The 15,781-nt window shown below is 64.2% G+C and carries 13 protein-coding genes and 3 tRNA genes; 3 read left to right on the forward strand and 13 right to left on the reverse strand.

Annotated features, from left to right (window positions below):
• Positions 1–7: 7 nt before the first annotated feature.
• The 5 genes from HKW67_RS10825 to cysS form a co-directional block, all read right to left on the reverse strand.
• A complete protein-coding gene (locus tag HKW67_RS10825) occupies positions 8–634 on the reverse strand; it encodes a hypothetical protein (protein ID WP_171225394.1) in 627 nt (208 codons plus the stop codon).
• Between the two features lie 168 nt (positions 635–802).
• Positions 803–875, reverse strand: a tRNA-Gly gene (locus HKW67_RS10830).
• Positions 876–917: 42 nt separating this feature from the next.
• A tRNA-Tyr gene (locus HKW67_RS10835) sits at positions 918–1,000 on the reverse strand.
• 51 nt (positions 1,001–1,051) lie between these two features.
• Positions 1,052–1,124 (reverse strand) — tRNA-Thr (locus tag HKW67_RS10840).
• 93 nt (positions 1,125–1,217) lie between these two features.
• Positions 1,218–2,624, reverse strand: coding sequence for a cysteine--tRNA ligase (cysS, locus tag HKW67_RS10845; RefSeq protein ID WP_171225395.1), 1,407 nt, complete (start codon positions 2,622–2,624; stop codon positions 1,218–1,220).
• Positions 2,625–2,763: 139 nt separating this feature from the next.
• On the opposite strand from cysS, the gene HKW67_RS10850 reads away from it, so the two are divergent.
• A complete protein-coding gene (locus HKW67_RS10850; protein ID WP_171225396.1) occupies positions 2,764–3,378 on the forward strand; it encodes a hypothetical protein in 615 nt (204 codons plus the stop codon).
• A gap of 696 nt (positions 3,379–4,074) precedes the next feature.
• On the opposite strand, the gene HKW67_RS10855 is transcribed toward HKW67_RS10850, so the two are convergent.
• From HKW67_RS10855 to uvrA, 8 genes are all read right to left on the reverse strand, one after another.
• On the reverse strand, positions 4,075–5,166 hold the full coding sequence (locus tag HKW67_RS10855) for an N-acetyltransferase DgcN family protein (protein ID WP_171225397.1): 1,092 nt from the start codon (positions 5,164–5,166) through the stop codon (positions 4,075–4,077).
• Positions 5,167–5,269: 103 nt separating this feature from the next.
• Positions 5,270–6,199, reverse strand: a complete 930-nt coding sequence (locus HKW67_RS10860; protein WP_171225398.1) for a PspA/IM30 family protein — start codon at positions 6,197–6,199, stop codon at positions 5,270–5,272.
• 3 nt (positions 6,200–6,202) lie between these two features.
• On the reverse strand, positions 6,203–6,607 hold the full coding sequence (locus HKW67_RS10865; protein WP_171225399.1) for a YbjN domain-containing protein: 405 nt from the start codon (positions 6,605–6,607) through the stop codon (positions 6,203–6,205).
• 100 nt (positions 6,608–6,707) lie between these two features.
• Positions 6,708–7,679: a hypothetical protein gene (locus tag HKW67_RS10870; protein WP_171225400.1), complete on the reverse strand. Its 972-nt coding sequence runs from the start codon at positions 7,677–7,679 to the stop codon at positions 6,708–6,710.
• A gap of 4 nt (positions 7,680–7,683) precedes the next feature.
• Positions 7,684–8,568, reverse strand: a complete 885-nt coding sequence (sdaAA, locus tag HKW67_RS10875) for an L-serine ammonia-lyase, iron-sulfur-dependent, subunit alpha (protein ID WP_171225401.1) — start codon at positions 8,566–8,568, stop codon at positions 7,684–7,686.
• The gene (gene sdaAB / locus HKW67_RS10880; protein WP_171225402.1) at positions 8,568–9,236 is read right to left on the reverse strand and encodes an L-serine ammonia-lyase, iron-sulfur-dependent subunit beta; all 669 of its coding nucleotides are present in this window, start codon (positions 9,234–9,236) and stop codon (positions 8,568–8,570) included. The genes sdaAA and sdaAB overlap by 1 nt, the downstream gene beginning before the upstream one ends.
• Positions 9,237–9,333: 97 nt before the next feature.
• Positions 9,334–9,960, reverse strand: a complete 627-nt coding sequence (locus HKW67_RS10885; RefSeq protein WP_171225403.1) for a PEP-CTERM sorting domain-containing protein — start codon at positions 9,958–9,960, stop codon at positions 9,334–9,336.
• A 287-nt stretch (positions 9,961–10,247) separates the two neighbouring features.
• Positions 10,248–13,160: an excinuclease ABC subunit UvrA gene (gene uvrA, locus HKW67_RS10890; protein ID WP_171225404.1), complete on the reverse strand. Its 2,913-nt coding sequence runs from the start codon at positions 13,158–13,160 to the stop codon at positions 10,248–10,250.
• A 144-nt stretch (positions 13,161–13,304) separates the two neighbouring features.
• Between uvrA and HKW67_RS10895 the strand changes: the two genes are divergently transcribed.
• A complete protein-coding gene (locus tag HKW67_RS10895) occupies positions 13,305–14,060 on the forward strand; it encodes an ABC transporter ATP-binding protein (RefSeq protein WP_171225405.1) in 756 nt (251 codons plus the stop codon).
• Complete coding sequence (locus HKW67_RS10900; RefSeq protein WP_171225406.1) at positions 14,053–15,768, forward strand: putative ABC transporter permease subunit; 1,716 nt, start codon at positions 14,053–14,055, stop codon at positions 15,766–15,768. The genes HKW67_RS10895 and HKW67_RS10900 overlap by 8 nt, the downstream gene beginning before the upstream one ends.
• The last annotated feature ends 13 nt before the right edge of the window (positions 15,769–15,781 follow it).

A 15,781-nucleotide genomic window follows, 5' to 3' on the forward strand; every position in this document is an offset into this window, starting at 1 on the left:
TCCAATATCATATTCTGCCTGTCGCCGGCCGTTCCTCAGGCCCGTCGGCGTAGACGAAGACAACCTCGTGCTCGTCGGCGAAAGCGATTTCCAACGAAAGGGAGTGGCAGGCTTGTAAGAGCGTGTGGTCGCTTTGAGACGCCCGCACCTTTGCCACAAGGACGAGGTCACTCGCCTCGAGCAGAATTCGGCTCAGTATCCGCTCGTATAGTTCAAGGGTTCGCCAACCGGCACGGAGCTGAATGGCGAGTACTTCGATGTGCGGCACATGCTTGTCAAGCCAGATGCTGCCCACGGGCAACCCGCCCGCTTCTACGATACTGATGACCGACTGGTCGAAGAGGCGTACGAACGAGAGATCCGAACTCGAATCCTGCACTACGGCCTTAGAAAAGGTCGGATCGTCATTCCAGAGTTCCCTGAGAACCGCCTCATCGCTTCCCTCACAGGGACGGAGAGTGCACGACAGGAGAACGGCAGTCGGTGTGGCTCGAACGGGCCTCATTTCAGCGCGAGGATTTTTACTGTCAGTCCTTTTCGATCCCATTTCTCGTCGTATTGGAGTCAGTTCGTCCTCGAAATCGGCAACGCCGAGTCTGCCAAGGTTTCTAGACAAGGGATAAAATGTCAACATGTTTACATTCACTTTGTGATTAACATTCTCTCATTGGTGAACTTGTTTTCGCCTTTGCGCGCGAACTCGACGAGCGGCGGCGGAACCACGGTGGAACCAACGCAAAACCGCCGGCCTCAAGCGATCGAGGCCGGCGGTTAAGTCGTTTAAAATCAACGATGAAACAAGAGCGGGAGACGGGACTCGAACCCGCGACATCAAGCTTGGAAGGCTAGCGCTCTACCAACTGAGCTACTCCCGCGTTCTTCTATGCTACCCGCTGGAATGACCAGCGGTCCTGCAGTGGTGGGGGAAGGATTCGAACCTTCGAAGGCTTGCGCCGACAGATTTACAGTCTGTTCTCGTTGGCCACTTGAGTACCCCACCGGGGGCTCTCTCCGACGCGCCATTGCGGGCGCGGCTGCCGAGCTTTGAAAGAGCTGACGGTCGGGATTGAACCGACGACCTGCTGATTACAAATCAGCTGCTCTACCAACTGAGCTACGTCAGCAGAACGGGCATACCGCCCACTCCGGACAAGACGAGCAGGATAATCCGACGGGGCCCCGAATTCAAGCAGCCCCGCGCGGATACCCGATGGGATTTACCCCTTCCGCCAGCGGGTCCCCTCGGGGCCGTCCTCGATCAGGATGCCGCGGGCGGTCAGTTCGGCCCGCGCCGCATCGGCCGCCGCGAAATCCCGGCGCTCGCGGGCCGCACGACGAGCCTCCAGTCGCTCCTCGACCCAGGCGGCCAATTCCGCGTCGACCTCTTGCTCCGGCACGAGGTCCAGCACGCTATCCATGAGCCGGAAGGCGGCCCGGGCCCGCTCCAGCGCCGGGAGGTCGGTACCCTGTTCGTCGAGCTCCTTGTTGGCTTCGCTGATGAACGTGAACAGCGCGGCCAACGCCTCCGGGGCGTTGAGGTCGTCGAACAACGCCTCCAGAAACGCCTTCTCGGCCTTCGTGGCGGCGTCGGCGAGCGCCGCGGTGCCCGACGTGGCTTCGGACAGCCGCCGCGCAAACGCGCCGATGCGATTCACCGCCGCTCGCGACTGCTCGAGGGAGTCGTCGCCCAGGTTCAGCTGCTTGCGATAGTGCGCGTTGAAGACAAAATGGCGATACACCGTGCCGCTGATGCCCTGATCGCGCATCTCGACGACGTTGGCGACGTTGCCGACCCGCTTGGCCATCTTGGCACCGTCGGTGAGCAGGAACTCCCCGTGGCACCAGCAGCGGGCGAACTGCTTACCGGTGGCCGCTTCCGACTGCGCGATTTCGTCTTCGTGATGCGGGAAGATGAGATCGATGCCGCCGGCATGCAGATCGAAGGTTTCACCGAGGTACTTCATGGCCATGGCGGAGCACTCGAGGTGCCATCCCGGGCGTCCGCGGCCCCATGGCGAATCCCAGGCGGCGCCGGTGGCTTCGTCTTCCGGCTTGGCCGCTTTCCAAAGCGCGAAGTCCTGCGCGTTTTCTTTGGCGTACTCATCCTGTGCCACGCGCGCGCCGGCGCGGATCTCACGCTTGTCGAGCTGCGACAGCTTGCCGTAGTCGGGGAAGCGATCGATCGCGAAGTACACGGAGCCATCGTCGGCGATGTACGCCACGTTGTTGGCCACCAGACGCGCCACCAGCGCGATCATCTCGGGGATGTGCTCGGTAGCCTTCGGATACCGCTCCGCATCTTCGATACGGAGATACCGCCGGTCACGATGAAAGAGCTCCGTGAACGGCTCCGTCACCTCGAGAATGTTGGCGCCGGTCGCAGCCGCCTTCCGAATGATCTTGTCGTCGACGTCGGTCAGGTTCATGACCTGCTCGACCTGCCAGCCGGCCAAGCGAATGACACGCCGCAGCAGATCCTCGAAGAGAAACGTGCGGAAATTGCCCAGGTGTGCCGGGTTATAGACCGTCGGCCCACACGTGTACATGCGCACCGTCTGTCCATCGGCGGGTGCGAACGGCTCGACGCGGCGCGCGAGCGTGTTGTACAGGCGGAATTCAGGCATCGGCGTGAAAGCGGGCGTGGTGCGGATAGGGTTCCCGTTCGGGATTTCCTTCTGGGATCTCCCGACGATTTCTTGCGTTCGTTGAATGTAGAAGGTAAGTCACCCATGTTGCTCCCCCACTTCCACCCGGACCGTCTCCATGATGCTTCGCCAGGATCGCCCACGCGTTCTCTCGCGCGTTTCCACCGTTGTCGGCATCGGCGCCCTCGTGGCGGTCGCCATGGCGGCGCGCAGTCAGGGTGGCCAGCAGGCCACACCGCCGTCGGCTCCGCAGCCGCCGGTGGCCGCGCCGAGTGCAGCGCCGGCCGCTACCGACTCGACCATGCAGGACTCCACCCAGCGTGCAGACACCACGGCGAAGGCCGACTCGATGCTGGCCATGCCCGACAGCATGATGATGCAGCATACGGCGGCCGCACCGGCCCCTCAGGCGTCGGCCATGTGGCCGGTAGACCCGGTGACCGGTCAGACGATCATCAACGGCGAGCCGGTCGTCGGCCGCGTGTTCATCATGCAGAAGACGGACGGCACGGTGAAGCTGGGCAAGTGGCAGGCGCAGTACGATGGAGAGCCGACCGCGCCCGAGGCCGCGAACGTGGGGAGCTCGTACACCGTGCCTGCGCCAGAACACACGCGCCGCATGCGCGGCATCATGATTCAGTCGACGCTGTGGTCGATCGATGGGAAGCGGTCGGCGCGTGAGCGTCGCCACTACCGTCCCCAGACCACAGGCGCGGCACTGGGCCAGCAGTAAGTCGCTCAGCATTCGCTGGACCTCGGCGGGGCGTCCTGACACTGTGCAGGCGCCCCGCTCGCAGTTCAAATAGACGAATACTGCGTGATGGCTCGACGGGGGTGTCCGTCGCGTCGGTCGCGTACCACGCGGACGGCTCGTGCGCCGACTGCACCGGCGGCGCATGCGATGCGCGGTAGCAACCCGCAGCGCGTGGCGGACAGGCGATCACGACGCCGTCGCGGCGCTCGTGCGCTTGTCGGCCCCATCGCCGCCATTCGGCGGCTTCACGCGGCGTGAGGACACCGGCACGTGTCGCGCGCAGCAAGTACAGCGTGCGTGATGCGGGGGCCGTCGATAGCACGCGCGCGTCCTGCCAGCCGCGCGTGATTGCCTCTACGGCATCGACGTGCAGGGCGGCACGCCGAATCCGAAGTCCGGGCGCGGCATCGCGTACGGAGCGCACGTATCGATGCTGCGGCGAATGCTCGCGTCCCGCCAGCGCCGCAAGCAGCATGGATTGACCGAGCGCCTCGGGCGCCTGAAGTAAGAGCAGCTCGCCGGCGTGAATGCGCAGCGTCACGTCATCGAGCACGCGGACGCTGACGGCGCAGCGTCCGGGAATGCCGGCCGAGATTTCAGCGCTCGCGCGCGCCAGCGAAAGCAAATGTGGATGCGTCATGGACGACACGATGTTGCCGTGTCGTCCAGCGCGTGTCACCCGATCATTGCGGGCGGGCTCAAAACATTGCGTTCGGACACACGCTCCACGTGAAACGCGGCGATGGCCTCGGCGATGACCAGTGGTTCGTAGCGCACGGGATCGGTCGTGGGCAAGCCGGTCTCGGACCGCACGCGCTCGACCGCGAGGCGGGCCTCGCGATCGTCGAGGTCGAAGGTGTTGAGCGCAATCGCGATCACCGGCGACGGCCGAAGGGGCTCCATGGCCGCCTCGTACAATCGGATCATCTCGCTGAGCGACGGGATCGAGACCCAGGGATTGCGATGTATCGAGGTGCGTGACGGTTGCGCACAGAGCACCATGGCGTGCGGCAATGCGCCGTGCATCAGCCCGAGCGTTACGCCGGAGTAGGCGGGATGAATGATCGATCCCTGCCCTTCCACCAACACGATATCCGCCTCGGCCGCCGCCTCGATCGTGAGCGACTCGGCGGCGCCGGCGATGAAATCGGCTATGACGGCGTCCACCGCGATCCCGCGACCTTCCACCAGAATCCCAGTCTGTCCCGTGGCCGCGAAATTCACGCGATGCCCGAGTTGCCGTACGGACGATTGCACCTGGAGCTGCGCGGTCATCTTCCCGATGTTGCAATCCGTGCCCACGGTGAGCACCACCGTCGCCTCAACGTCGCGCACGCGACCGGACGCCACTTCGAGTCCTGAGGGCATCCGCCGCAGGTCACGAATCGTCGCACCCGAAACCGCGGCGAGTGCGGCGAACTCGGGGTCGTCACCGAGCATCGTGTGCAGGCCGCTCCAGACATCGAGTCCGGCGCGCAACGCGTCGCAGACGATGGAGCGCCACGCGTCGGGGAACTGTCCGCCGGCGGGCGCGATGCCGATCAGTAGCGCATTGGGCAGATGGATCATGCCGGCCGCGAAGCTGTCGACGACCGGAATGTTGCCACCAAACCCAAGCACGTCCTGCGCCTTGCGACCGGCCGTTCTACTATCGAGAACGGCGGCCACCTCATCCGGCACATAGCGGATGCAGGCGTTTGCTGTCTTGGAGCTGAGCGGGCCGAAGCTGCCTTCGGCGAGGATCAGAAAGCGACGCGACAGAGCCATGATGCGGAGGGGCGAATTCACCGACGGCGGCCCCTGATAGGGAGCCGCCGTCGGCGACCGGAAGGGAAACCGGTAATCTACCGCTGAGCCACGATCTCGCGAATTACGACCTCGGCTGAATGCTGCTGAGCCGTTCGATTTCCGCGATCAATTCCGCTTCTCCCGTCTTGGCCTGTTCCTTAGCGGCGGCCGCAGCGGCTTGGGCGGCAGCGGCCTGAGCGGCGGCAGCGGCTTGAGCAGCAGCGACCGCGGCGGCATCCGGACCCGCGGCGAGCTGCGCTGGCGCGGCGGCCGAGGCCGCCTCGGTAGCTCCAGCGGCGAGTTGACGCGAGGCGGCCGGTGCACCGGCGCCCAGCATGCCCATACGCTGCTTGAGCTGCAGCAACTGCTGATCGGCATTCACGCCGCCCGACGCACGCTCGAGCTGCTTGAACTCGCCGGCCAGCCGATCGCCGCTGAACTCCTCGTCAATCTCCTGGGCCGCCTGCAGCTGCCGCTCGTTGGCCGTGATCTTCTCTTCCATGCGGTTGAACGCATCGAACGCCGAATTGTCGGAGAGTCCGGACATCGTCTGCGAGATACGCGCCTGCGCCTCAGCACGACGTTGACGGGCGAGCAGCAGATTCTTCTTGCGCTTCGCTTCTTCGATCTTGTCGTTCAGGTCACGGAGCGACTGCTTGAGCTTCTCCGTTTCCATGCGGTGCGTTTCCCACGTGCTGGCGAGCTGCTGGCCATGCTCGAGGTGTTCCTGCCCGCGAAGTAGCGCCTGCTTCGCGAGATCGTCGCGGCCCTCCTGCACGGCGAGCATGGCCCGCCGCTCCCATTCGTCGGCCAGCTTGAATTCAGCGTCGGCCTGATCCTTCAGGCGCTTTTCGTCAGCGATGGACGCGGCAACCTGCTGCTTGGCCTTGGCCAACTGGTTGCGCATGTCGACGATGATCTGATTGAGCATCTTCTCGGGGTTTTCCGCCGAGGAAATGAGCTCATTCAGATTCGACTTGATGAGAGTCGAAAGACGATCGAAGATACCCATGGTTCAGCGAGCCTCGCGGAAGGCGGCCAGCTCACGAAGATGCGATGTGAGCGAGAGAGTCATGCTTTCGTACGACGCGAGAAATTCCTCGAAATCGAGATGCGCGAGTTCGAGTGCCTCGGTCAGTACGACGTTTTCCTGGTCGATGCCGTAGGAGCCGTGCAGCAGGTCGCTGGCATTGAGCTCGAGCAGCCGCCGGTTGAGCGCGGCCTGATCGGACGCCTCGGCCGGGAGTGGCATCACCTTCACCCGGAGCAACACCACGGGCGGATTGTGCGTGACCACCACATCGAATTCCAGCGCGCCACTCGGGCGCACGAGCCACAGCCCCGGCTCCAGTTCTTGATGGGAGGCGCCGTCGGCACTCAGTCGATCGAGGAATGCCTCGATATCTTCTCGCGTGACCATGTTCGATTCCTTGAGGTTCGGATATCGGTCCGTACGGCGGTGCCCGCCAAATCGTTTCGTCAGGTGTGTCGAATTGTACCGCTGAAGTATGGCCATCGCATCATCTGCCTAGCAAATCCGCTCCTGGACAGTGTCCGCGATAGAGCTTCGCGCCGCGCCCCTCGTTCACCAGCATCAGCCGGCCATCGGGAAGCCAGGTGACGCCCTCGGCATTCCGTTCGCCCGGTGGAACGGCGCAGCGGGCCATCTGCGCTCCAGGTCGTCCGGTCACGGGGTCGGCATCGAAGACATACACCGAGCCGTACGTGAGGATCGCGAGCCGACGCCGCCCGCCGGGCATGACGGCCGACAGTGAGGCGTCGGTCACCCAATCGCGCGACACCGACGTACCCGGCACGATCGGCAGCGAATCGATCCACTCGGCCGTCGCGACGGCATTGACGGACCACGCCGCGGCCGCCACGCGATACAGTTGCGAGGCGCGCAATTGCCCGCTGGCGTCAGGATTCGGACGCTTGGTGGCGAACCAGAGGCTCGTATCAGGTGCGACCCACATCGCTTCGACGTCGCGCGCTCCACCGGGATAGACGATGCGCAGCGATGCAGGAGCTTCGGTGTCACGCGCGCTCGTGACCGGCGCGGCTACGCGCCATACGCGCACCTCTGCGCGCGCCGCATAGTTGTCGCCCACGTCACCGATATACAGACACAATCCGTTGGCGCATGGACCGAGCGCGATCGCTTCCCAGTCGGTATTCTCGGCGCCTCGTACGCGGACCGTGCCGAGCGATACGCCGGTCGAGTCATACGCGTATAGCGTCGCCGCGTTGCCGCGATCATTCTGCGACCAGAACACGCCCGGCTCGGTCACACTCGCCGCAACTCCGGAGGCTTCAGTGAGACGTGAATCACCGAACGCACCCGTGCGCACCAGTTCGCGGAGTGGCGGCTCTCCCGGCACCGTCCAGCGGTCCTGCTTGGGTTTCGCGGAGTTACTCTCCTTCTCGCCGCCGGTGCAGGCGTTCGCGAACGCCAGCGCGAGCAGGAGCAGTGAGCCGGCTCGCATCCGCATGCAATCAGGCACCCGCGCGCTTGATCTCGTATAGACGTTCTTTGGCCAGCCGACGCCCGGTCGGCGTCGCGGCGAGTCCGCCACCAGCCGTTTCGCGGTAACGCACGTCCATGTTTGCACCGATTTCGCCCATCGTGTCGATGACCTCGTCGGCCGGTATGGCGAACTCGATGCCCGCCATGGCCATTTCGATGGCCGCCATCGCGATCGCGGCACCGGTCGCGTTGCGGAACACGCAAGGGAGTTCGACGAGACCGCCGAGCGGGTCGCACACCAGACCAAGCGTACCCTGCTGCGCGAGTGCCGTGGCGTGTCCGACCTGTCGCGGTGAGCCGCCCAGCATCTCCACGGCTGCCCCTGCAGCCATTCCCGCCGCCGCACCAGTCTCGGCCTGACATCCACCTTCGGCGCCTGACAGCGAGGCCCGTTCCGCGACGACCGCGCCGATCAGTCCCGCCGTCGCGAGCGCGTCAATGACCCGCTCGTCGTCGATGCCACGCGCGTTCGCAATGCCGGTGAGCACCGCCGGCAACACGCCGGCGCCACCAGCGGTCGGTGCCGCGACAATGACGCCCATTGCCGCGTTCACTTCCTGCACCGCAATGGCGCGCGCGAGCACGTCGCGGAACGGCGTGTTGGCCAGCGGACCATCCGGACCGGTGCGCAGCTTGGCGGCGTCACCGCCAACCAAACCCGACGACGACTTGAGATCGCCGATCATGCCGCGGTCGACCGCTTCACGCATCACCACCAGCGCGCGCCGCAGCGCATCGCGGATGCTCTCCACGGTGCGCCCCTGATCCTTCGCCTCGGCCTCGAGGGCGACCTTCGAGAGGGTCACACCGCGCGCTTCCGCGTCGCGAATGGCGTCAGCTAACGCTTTATACATCAGGCACTCACCTTGTCGAGACGGAACGCCCACTTCACCCAGCTGAGCGCGCGGATCGCATCGCGAACAGACTCATCGGGTTGCTCGTCGACCTCGATGACCATGAAGGCATCACCACCGCGCTCCTTTCTCGAGAGCTTGAGCGTGGCAATGTTGCAGCTCGCATCGGCGAGAATGCCCGCGATACGGGCGACGGATCCTTTCACATCTTCGGCCACGAGTACGATGGTGTGCAGGTTGCCCGGAATCTCCACCGGGTACCCATCGATCTCGGTGATCATGATGCGTCCGGCGCCGAGCGACGCACCGACCATCTGCGCCGTGCGGTCGCCGCGGTCGAGCGTGATGCGAACGGTATTGGGGTGCGCATCATCACCAAGCGACGTTTTCTCGAACTGATAGTCGAGTCCTTCACGCTCCATGATGTCGAGCGCGGTGCGCAGGCGTTCGTCGTCGGGGCGAAATCCCATGAGGCCGCCTACGATCGCCTTGTCGGTACCGTGCCCTTCACCGGTTCGGGCAAAGGACCCATGCAATTCGATGTGGGCCTTTTCGGGCGTGCCACCGACCAGACAGCGCGCGAGGAGTCCGAGGCGGCACGCACCTGCAGTATGCGAGCTGCTCGGTCCGACCATAACGGGACCGATGATATCGAGGAGAGAGACCATGCGGGGAATCTACTTGCGGTCGGTGCCGTACAACAGAAAGCAGGCGCCCGGCGATACTCGCCGGACGCCTGCTTCAGACCTGCGTCACAGCGCGTGATTACGCGTTGTTGCGACGACGGCGCGCCATCATGCCCAAGCCAGCGAGGCCCGAGGCCATCAGGATGTACGTGCCCGGCTCGGGGACTACCGTGGAGACGTTCGAGATCTCAAAGCGCAGGTCGTTGTAGTCGAAGTCTGAGATCGGCACGATGGTACCCGAGCGGTCCTCGAAGCTGAAGGCTGTCGTGAAGGTTCCTCCGCCCGATGCTGCCAAGCCGGAGCCGGCTGAAACAGCCATGTGGAGAGCGTTGTCAGGATTCCGCGATGCGAGGCCGCTGTAGAACCTGAAGTTGGTGAACGTCGGCCCTACGCCCTGCGTCGTGTTGGTTAAACGAAAGAACACGTTTTGCCCTGAGGAGACATTCCCGATCTGCATTTGCGTGCCGGGCGCCGAGGCGCCTACACCGTTGTTAGTGAACAGATCTGTCCACGTACCGGCTGCGTTAAAGCTGCCGATAGCGCCGATCTGGTAGGCCAAAGTGCTGCGATCTGCGGCCTCGGAGCCAACAAAGCGCACCGTGACGATGCTGTTGTTTCCGAGGAAATCCACGGCCGTCGGGACCTGCGCGCTCACGCTCGCTGCGCTACCGGCGACGAACAGCGACGCGGCGGCGAGACGGTGCATTGAACGAACTAGGGATGTGAGCTGCATTTGGATTGCTCTCTCGGTTGGAAGTCTCTGTGCGACTGCAGTGCGCAATCGTGACGTCAACCACACTAGAGCAATAGCCGTGCCCCATCTACGATAGCGTGATGCATTGTCCCGTCCGCTTCACACGGTGACATATCGCACGTTGATCGGACGCGACGCCGTCACACTCGGCATCGACAATTCATTGCAAGAATTTTGACCTACTGCAATTGGCAAAATGCGATGCAGCCTCGCGACTGCTCGTGCAACGCCGCCAGCGCTCACGCACCAGTGCTTGACAGCATCGGCGCCAGATAGCGCCCGGTGTGGCTCTCCTTCACGCGGGCGACCTCTTCCGGAGTGCCCTGTGCCACGATGGTACCGCCGCGCACGCCACCTTCCGGTCCCAGATCGACGATCCAGTCGGCGGTCTTGATCACATCGAGATTGTGCTCGATCACCAACACCGTGTTTCCGCGCTCGACCAGCTTGTGCAGCACACCCAACAACACGCGAACGTCCTCGAAGTGCAACCCGGTGGTCGGCTCGTCCAGGATGTACAACGTGCGACCCGTATCACGCTTCGAGAGCTCGGTCGCCAGCTTGACGCGCTGCGCTTCGCCACCCGAGAGCGTCGTCGCGCTCTGTCCAAGGTGGATATACCCCAATCCGACATCGCGCAGCGTTTCGAGCTTCTGCAGGATCCGCGGCTGATTTTCGAACACCGTGCACGCCTCCTCGACAGTGAGATCGAGAATCTCGGCGATACTGCGCCCTCGGAAGTGCACTTCCATCGTCTCGCGATTGAAGCGTTTGCCCTTGCACACATCACAGGGCACGAACACATCGGGGAGAAAGTGCATTTCGATCTTCACGAGTCCGTCGCCCTGACAGCTCTCGCACCGTCCACCCTTGACGTTGAACGAGAAGCGACCGGGTCCGTAGCCGCGAATCTTCGATTCAGGCAGTTCTGCGAAGAGTTCACGAACCGGCGTGAAGATGCCGGTATACGTGGCCGGATTCGAGCGTGGCGTGCGACCGATCGGGCTTTGGTCGATATCGATGATCTTGTCGAGATGCTCCAAGCCAGTAATGCGCGTGTGTGCACCTGGCAGCACGCGTGCCCGGAAGAAGTGACGCGACAGTGTGCGCTGCAGAATATCGGTGACGAGCGTGGACTTGCCCGACCCTGAAACGCCGGTGACCGCCACGAACAAACCCAGCGGGAACTCGGCGGTGACATCGCGCAGGTTGTGCTCCCGCGCTCCTTGCACGGTGAGCATCCGTGCCACGTCTCGCTTACGGCGCTGCACCGGTACGTCGATGCGGCGGGTGCCGCGCAGGTACTGCCCCGTGATTGATGCCGGCGTATCGATGACATCCTGCACGGATCCCGCGGCGATCACTTCACCGCCGTGCTTGCCGGCGCCGGGGCCGAGATCGATGAGGTAATCGGCCTCACGGATCGTCTCCTCGTCGTGCTCGACGACGATCACGGTGTTGCCGAGATCGCGGAGCGCCTTGAGCGTAGAGAGCAACCGGCCGTTGTCGCGCTGATGCAAGCCGATGCTGGGCTCGTCGAGGATGTACAGCACGCCAACGAGACGCGATCCGATCTGCGTCGCGAGCCGGATGCGCTGCGCTTCGCCTCCTGACAGTGACTCGGCGCTGCGATTGAGTGTGAGGTAGTCGAGCCCGACATCCACCAGAAAGCGCAGCCGCTCGCGCACTTCCTTGAGAATCGGACCGGCAATACCGGGATCGAGTCCCGGATGACCAGCGCTGCGCACGGGCACGGTTTCGAAGAACGCCAGCGAATCGACGACGCTGCGTTCGACGACCTGCCCGATGTTGAGACCGTGCACGGTTACCGCCAGCGATTGAGGGCGCAGCCGTCGGCCTTCGCACGCCGGGCACGGTCCCGCCACCATGAACGACTCGAGATCGAGCCGTACACCGTCAGAGCTGCTCTCGTCATAGCGACGCTGCACATGCGCGACGATGCCTTCCCAGGTGCTCTCGGCGGCCGCCTTCGCGGCGGTCTTGGCCGCCGTCTTCGCCACCGCTCCCTTCACCGCCTTCTTGACCGCCTTGCGCGCACGCGGCGGCGCATCACCGACACCGTGCAGCAGCTGCTGACGCACCTTGGCCGGGATCTGTCCCCATGGCTTGTTGAGATCGAAGCCCAACTGCTTGGCGAGACCGGGCAGGATCACCTTCCGCATGTAGCCGTCGGGCTCTCCCCAGGGCAGCACGACGCCCTCGAGGATCGAGATGCTCGGATCGCCTAACATCAGTTCTTCGCTGACCGTTCGCGTGGTGCCCAGCCCGCTGCACATCTCGCAGGCGCCGAACGGCGAATTGAACGAGAAGTGACGTGGCTCGAGTTCCGGCATGGAAATGCCGCACGTGGCGCAGCCGTAGCGCTCCGAGAACATTTCGGTGACCGGCTCCGAGCCATCGTAGCGCACGACTTCGGCGAGTCCTTCAGCCAGTCGCAAGGCCGTTTCCAGCGAGTCCGTGATGCGACCACGGTCTTCCGTGCGCACGACCAGGCGATCGACGACGACCGACACGGAGTGATTGAGACGCCGGTTCAGCTTCGGCGGATCGGCCAACTCGATGAGTTCACCATCGACGACGGCCCGCACGAAGCCCTGCTTCCGCGCACTTTCGAACAGATCCTTGAACTCGCCCTTTCGCTCCTGCACCAGCGGCGCGCGAATCTCGAGGCGCGTGCCTTCCGGCCAAGCCAGCACCATTTCGGCGATCTGCGTGGGGCTCTGTCGCTGCACGGCACGTCCGCAATTCGGGCAATGCGGCGTACCGGTGCGCGCGTAGAGCAAGCGCAGATAGTCGTACACTTCCGTCACCGTCCCCACGGTTGAGCGCGGGTTGTGACCGGCCGACTTCTGCTCGATCGAGATGGCCGGAGAGAGCCCCTCGATGGCGTCGACATCGGGCTTCTCCATCAGCCCCAAGAACTGTCGCGCGTACGCGGAGAGCGACTCGACGTAGCGTCGCTGCCCTTCGGCGTAGATCGTATCGAACGCGAGCGACGACTTCCCGGAGCCGGACAAGCCGGTCACGACCGTCAGCTTATCGCGTGGGATGGTGACGCTGATGTTGCGCAAGTTATGCTCGCGGGCACCACGCACCACGAGCGCATCGGACGGACGGACCGGTTCGGACATAGTCTCTGAAGGTGCGGGGACCCGACGGGCAAGACAACCCCGCCAGCGTGCGAATCGGGGCCAGTGCCGAAACGTTCCCCGGGTCCGGAATGCGGATTGCCGCGAAGAAGTTGCGTCGGGGTCCCGCTTGATCGTCCTGCGGGCATGATCGAGATCAGTTCGCTCTGCAAGCGCTACGGGTCCTTCACGGCCGTGCGCTCCCTGGATTTGGTGGTACCCTCCGGCGAGCTCTTCGGGTTTCTCGGACCGAACGGCGCTGGCAAGACCACCACCATGCGCATGATCGCCGGCATCCTGCAGCCGACCGCCGGTTCGGTCCGGATTGCCGGCCACGACCTGCGAGTCGATCCGCTGGCCGCGAAAAAGGCACTGGGCTTCATTCCCGACCGGCCATTCATCTACGAAAAGCTCACCGGGATCGAGTTCCTGCGCTTCAGCGCAGGTTTGTACGGGGAGCAGGGTCCGGAGGTCGAGAAGCGGGGACAGGAGTTGTTGGCACTGTTCGACCTCGAGGCGTGGCGGGACGAGCTGGTGGAGAGCTACAGCCACGGCATGCGCCAGAAGCTGATCATCGCCAGCGCCTTTGTGCACCGGCCGGCGGTGATCGTGGTGGATGAACCCATGGTCGGACTCGACCCCAAATCCTCCAAGATTCTCAAGGATCTGTTCCGCGAGTACACGCGCCGCGGACACACGGTCATGATGTCCACCCACACCCTGGAAATCGCCGAGGGCATGTGTGATCGCATCGGGATCATGCAGCGTGGCGAACTGGTGGCGTGCGGCACGATGGACGAGCTACGTCGGACGTCGGGTGAGGACGACGCGCTCGAAGACATCTTCCTCCGCCTCACCGGCGATCACGTGGCGCGCGAGCTGATCGAGGTGCTGGATGCCTGAGGCGGCGGCACCCGTCGCATCGTTGCCGGCGACGACCGCGTGGCAACTGCTGGAGCCCAAGTGGCAGATGGCGCGACACCGCATGCGCCGGCACGAGAAGGGCGACATCCGTCGCATGCTCGTGGTGGCCACGCTCGGCGCACTCTTCTGGCTAGCCGCGTTCGCGATTTCACTCAAGCTGCTGCGCTACTTCCGCAGCGCCGAGGATATCGGTGCGCTGCTGGCCGCCAAGCTGCTGTCGATGATCCTGTTGTCGTTCGGTTCCATCCTCTTGTTGTCGAACACGATCGCGGCCCTCTCGAACTTCTTTCTCGCTCGCGATCTCGATCAACTCGCCGCCGCACCGATTCGCGCTGGTGCGTTGTATCGTGCGCGATTGCTGGAAACAGCGCTGCATTCGAGTTGGATGGTGGCGCTGCTCCTGATTCCGCTCGTGGCCGCGTACGGCGTGGCCTACAAGGCGAACGCGTCGTTCGTGCTCTTCGCGACCGCCGTACTCGTGCCGTTTCTGATGATCCCCGCTGCCGCGGGATCGACGGTCACTCTCCTGTTGGTGAACGTGTTCCCGGCGCGTCGCACGCGCGACCTCCTCAGTGTGATCACGGCAATGGCCGTGTGCGGTCTCGTGCTGATGTTCCGCGCCGCCCGTCCCGAGCAGCTGGCGCGTCCGGAGGGCTTTCAGAACTTCGTGCAGTTCATCGCCGCGCTGGATACGCCGTCGTCTCCGTGGCTGCCGAGTGAGTGGGTGGCCGAGTCGATCGTGAAGTTTCTCGATGGGCGAAGTGTGTGGTCGCCGATGCTGCGCCTGTGGGGCGTCGCGACCCTGTTGATTGTGGTCGGCCAGCTGCTGCACGGTCGCGGATGGCACCGCGCGTACAGCATGGCCCAGGAAGGGGCGAATTCGCGGGCGAAGCAGCGCACAGGACGGCCGTTCCTGGACCGCATGCTGTCTTTCCTTGGCACCACGCGGCGAGAACTCGTGCTGAAAGAACTTCGCGTATTCATGCGCGACAGTACCCAATGGTCACAGCTGGTCATGCTCGCCGTGTTGCTGGTGGTGTACGTCGCGAACGTGCGGTATCTGCCGTTGTCGGGCGCCGGCATGACGGAGCTCCTGCGCAACGTGATTCCGTTCCTGAATCTCGCCTTGGCTGGCTTCGTACTCGCGTCGATCGCGGCGCGGTTCGTGTTTCCGAGTGTCAGTCTCGAAGGACGCGCGCTCTGGCTCCTGCGTTCGAGCCCCCTGCGCATGTCGGACCTGCTCTGGGCGAAGTTCTGGGTGGGCGCGGTGCCGCTGCTGATGCTGGCCTTGGTGCTGGTCGGATGCACGAACCTGATGCTCGGCGTCCGGACCTTCGTGCACATCGTGTCGCTGACGGCGATCACGGCACTGGTGTTCCCGCTCACGGCGCTGGCGCTGAGCTACGGCACGTTCTATCCGCAGTTCGACACGGAGAATGCCGCCCAGATCCCGACGTCGTTCGGCGGACTGCTGTTCATGATGACGGCCATCGTGTTGATCGGTGCGGTGGCCTATCTCACCGGTCGGCCGGCCGCGCGATTCGTGGTGGCCGAGCACTTCGGGTGGGCACGCACGCCGACTGACATGCTACTCCCGTTCGCGCTGGCCGCCACCGCCTGTGTGGCGGCCACGGTGGCCCCACTCATGATGGCTCGTCGTCGGCTGGACGCGACCGAACGGGCCTGACGGCGCACGGTCG

Origin of the sequence: Gemmatimonas groenlandica (assembly GCF_013004105.1) — a bacterium.
GTDB classification, from domain to species: Bacteria; Gemmatimonadota; Gemmatimonadetes; order Gemmatimonadales; family Gemmatimonadaceae; genus Gemmatimonas; species Gemmatimonas groenlandica.

Coding starts and splice junctions, on each gene's coding strand:
- HKW67_RS10825 (WP_171225394.1), bottom strand. CDS start 634: ATGTTGACATTTTATCCCTTGTCTAGAAACCTTGGCAGACTCGGCGTT.
- cysS (WP_171225395.1), bottom strand. CDS start 2,624: ATGCCTGAATTCCGCCTGTACAACACGCTCGCGCGCCGCGTCGAGCCG.
- HKW67_RS10850 (WP_171225396.1), top strand. CDS start 2,764: ATGATGCTTCGCCAGGATCGCCCACGCGTTCTCTCGCGCGTTTCCACC.
- HKW67_RS10855 (WP_171225397.1), bottom strand. CDS start 5,166: ATGGCTCTGTCGCGTCGCTTTCTGATCCTCGCCGAAGGCAGCTTCGGC.
- HKW67_RS10860 (WP_171225398.1), bottom strand. CDS start 6,199: ATGGGTATCTTCGATCGTCTTTCGACTCTCATCAAGTCGAATCTGAAT.
- HKW67_RS10865 (WP_171225399.1), bottom strand. CDS start 6,607: ATGGTCACGCGAGAAGATATCGAGGCATTCCTCGATCGACTGAGTGCC.
- HKW67_RS10870 (WP_171225400.1), bottom strand. CDS start 7,679: ATGCGGATGCGAGCCGGCTCACTGCTCCTGCTCGCGCTGGCGTTCGCG.
- sdaAA (WP_171225401.1), bottom strand. CDS start 8,568: ATGTATAAAGCGTTAGCTGACGCCATTCGCGACGCGGAAGCGCGCGGT.
- sdaAB (WP_171225402.1), bottom strand. CDS start 9,236: ATGGTCTCTCTCCTCGATATCATCGGTCCCGTTATGGTCGGACCGAGC.
- HKW67_RS10885 (WP_171225403.1), bottom strand. CDS start 9,960: ATGCACCGTCTCGCCGCCGCGTCGCTGTTCGTCGCCGGTAGCGCAGCG.
- uvrA (WP_171225404.1), bottom strand. CDS start 13,160: ATGTCCGAACCGGTCCGTCCGTCCGATGCGCTCGTGGTGCGTGGTGCC.
- HKW67_RS10895 (WP_171225405.1), top strand. CDS start 13,305: ATGATCGAGATCAGTTCGCTCTGCAAGCGCTACGGGTCCTTCACGGCC.
- HKW67_RS10900 (WP_171225406.1), top strand. CDS start 14,053: ATGCCTGAGGCGGCGGCACCCGTCGCATCGTTGCCGGCGACGACCGCG.